The 2883-nt window shown below is 35.2% G+C and carries 4 protein-coding genes and 1 pseudogene; all 5 read left to right on the top strand.

What is annotated here, in order from left to right:
* Positions 1 to 265: 265 nt before the first annotated feature.
* On the top strand, positions 266 to 901 hold the full coding sequence (gene ruvA, locus F6K22_RS37575) for a Holliday junction branch migration protein RuvA (protein WP_293109897.1): 636 nt from the start codon (positions 266 to 268) through the stop codon (positions 899 to 901).
* 90 nt (positions 902 to 991) lie between these two features.
* On the top strand, positions 992 to 1261 hold the full coding sequence (gene rpsO, locus F6K22_RS37570; protein ID WP_293109899.1) for a 30S ribosomal protein S15: 270 nt from the start codon (positions 992 to 994) through the stop codon (positions 1259 to 1261).
* Positions 1262 to 1389: 128 nt separating this feature from the next.
* A complete protein-coding gene (locus F6K22_RS37565) occupies positions 1390 to 1884 on the top strand; it encodes a PAM68 family protein (RefSeq protein ID WP_293109895.1) in 495 nt (164 codons plus the stop codon).
* A 366-nt stretch (positions 1885 to 2250) separates the two neighbouring features.
* Complete coding sequence (locus F6K22_RS37560; RefSeq protein ID WP_293109893.1) at positions 2251 to 2382, top strand: hypothetical protein; 132 nt, start codon at positions 2251 to 2253, stop codon at positions 2380 to 2382.
* A 70-nt stretch (positions 2383 to 2452) separates the two neighbouring features.
* A pseudogene (locus tag F6K22_RS37555) lies at positions 2453 to 2883 on the top strand (3-deoxy-7-phosphoheptulonate synthase); the annotation flags it as partial.

Raw genomic sequence — 2883 nt, 5'->3', positions numbered from 1 at the left:
TTCTATTGTTAATTATTTTTGTTCTATATCTAGATCGAGCGCCCTCCCATTAGAAAAAAAATTACTAATTATATTCTAGTCAAGATAGGGAAAAATCCTCAGAGTAATACTAATTACTAGCAACTTGGCTAGAGTGATATTTTATATTTATAAACATTATTTGTTGGAGTGAATCCTCTGTATTTGGTAATTTCTGAAAATTAAGTTTGTTAATTGTTCAGCAATTGTTAATATATAATTTTGAAATAATTTTGAAATAATTTGAATGATTAACTACCTGAAAGGGAAAGTAGCAGATGTTCATAAAGGCAGTAGTCCTCGTGTGACTCTAATTTTAGAGGTTAATCAAATAGGTTATGAGCTACAAATTCTGCCTAGGTTGACTCAGAGTCTACAACCAGGAGAAGATGTCCAAGTTTTTACTCACCAACAAGTACGAGAAGACCAAATAGTATTATACGGTTTTGGTACTTCTGCAGAAAGAGACTTATTTCGTCAGTTGGTAAGTGTCAGTGGTATTGGGGCACAATTAGCGATCGCTCTGTTGGATACTTTAGAATTACCAGACTTAGTTCAGGCTATTGTGGGGGGAAATACTCGTGTATTGGCGAAAACCCCAGGGGTAGGAGCAAAAACGGCAGAACGTATTGCTTTAGAATTGAAAAATAAATTGGCCGAGTGGCGACAAGATGCAGGTTTAACTACATCAGTACCTGTGGGAGTTATGCCTGCTATTCAAGAAGAGGTAGAAATGACTTTGTTAGCTTTGGGGTATACAGGTCAAGAGGTAATACAGGCATTGCAAGCTGTTAGTAAAGATGCTAATATGTCCAAAAATACCAATGCAGAAGATTGGATTAGGGAAGCTATTAGTTGGTTGAGTCGCTCTACTCAACTTTAAATGATTTGTATGGGTATTTCTCAGAATGAATATATATGATACTATAAGTGATTGTGGTAATTTTTGGAAAGATTAGTAGAAATTGAATATATGGTTCTCAAACAACAGCGTAAACAAGAGATTATTGGTGAATATCAAACCCATGAAACGGACACAGGTTCAGCAGATGTTCAAGTAGCTATGCTGACTGAAAGAATTAGCAAATTAAGCGCTCATTTAAAAAATAATAAGCAAGATTATTCATCCCAAAGAGGTCTCTTAAAGATGATTGGTAGACGTAAGCGCTTATTGACATACATTCAGAAACAAAGCCAAGAACGTTATAAAACATTGATTGGTCGCCTTGGTATTAGAGGTTAAAAACTGACAAAAAAATAAGGTCTTAAACCTCCCCTTTTTCAGGGGATAAAAAAATTAAATTCATTATTTCAATTCCGATGCTTAAGCCAGCGGAACTGATAACTGATAACTGATAACTGAAATGACTTATGTCTCCAGAATCATCACGCCAACCTTTACCTTTTGAACCTCCTAAAAACCGGAAAAAGCAAAGTAAGAAATCATCTTCTGCACCTAAAATAAAGGCGACAGAAGAGAAAAATTCTTCTAATGTAAATCAGTCGAAAAACATTAGTAATCAGAAAAGCCAAAAAGTTAGAGGAGAAAATTCCATTCCTGAAGTAGTTAGTAGGCGGATGATAAGCCGTATGGTTTTATTATCTGGTACACCTCTACTATTTTCTTTGTTAACTTTTGTTTTTAGCTACTTTATCATTATAAATGATATTTTTACAGTGCCAAACCAAGCAGTTTTGCTAGTTAGTACGGGCTTCTTTGGTTTAAGTGTTATTGGTTTGAGTTATGGTCTTTTTTCTGCTTCTTGGGATGAAGATAAAAAAGGTAGCTTATTAGGTTGGCAAGAACTAAAAATTAACTTTCAGCGGATGAAAGAAGCTTGGAAAGAAGGTAAATCAAAAAGCTAATTTCTATCCACAATTTAGTGGTTATCGAGATAAGCATTTCCTGGAAAATGCGGAGCTAACAGCTATTAGCGGTCAGCTCTTAGCTTTTTAATAAATTAAGTAAGCATTAGTTTAACTTCTACTATATTTTAACCAGAGAATTAAAGCACAAGAAGACGAGTTTGAGTTTTAAACCCATATAATTGGCAGAAAATGTAGATGTAGCTCGATAGACTGCTAAGGTTAAATGACAGGATTTTACAGTAACTTTTAATTCTTGAAAATTACGAAGATGCTAATCCATCCTTTAAAAGTAATAAAGCTGTTAACGTAGTTCTGACCCAGGAGGCTAGCTAATAGCTGACTCCTGAATGCTTACTTATAGAAATGAACAAAATCTCGTCTCTAGATTATGCTGATTTTCCCAAACTTTATTTTGTAGTTTCTGATGAGAAGCAAAGTATCATACCTACAGAGAAAAAAGAACTTTGTATTAGATTTATTAAGAAATTACAATAACTTAACTGTTTCAATTTATGATCGAGATAATCTTAATTGAACCTATACCTATTTAACTGTAAAAGAAAAAATGATTATAGTAACTAAAATTGGTTCTCCAGAAAAAGAGATAGATCGTCTTTGCAGTGAACTCCAAACTAATTGGGGTCTAACTCCAGAAAAAATTGTTGGGCGTTATAAAGTTGTCATTGGTTTAGTAGGAGATACTGCAGACCTAGATCCATTACAACTACAGGAAATGAGTCCTTGGATCGAACAAGTAATGCGGGTCGAACGCCCCTACAAACGAGCAAGTTTGGAGTATCGTCACGGAGAGGCTAGTACAGTAGTGGTATCTACTCCAGATGGACCTGTACCTTTTGGCCTCGATAATCCTCTAGTTGTAGTTGCTGGACCCTGTTCAGTAGAAAATGAGGAAATGATTATAGAAACAGCCCAACGGGTGAAAGCTGCTGGTGCTAGGTTTCTGCGTGGAGGTGCTTATAAACCTCGTACTTATCC

Origin of the sequence: Okeania sp. SIO2F4, from assembly GCF_010672385.1 — a bacterium.
Taxonomy (GTDB): Bacteria; Cyanobacteriota; Cyanobacteriia; order Cyanobacteriales; family Microcoleaceae; genus Trichodesmium.
The sequence above is the reverse complement of the archived record's forward strand: the minus strand, read 5'-3'. Positions and strand labels throughout refer to the sequence as shown.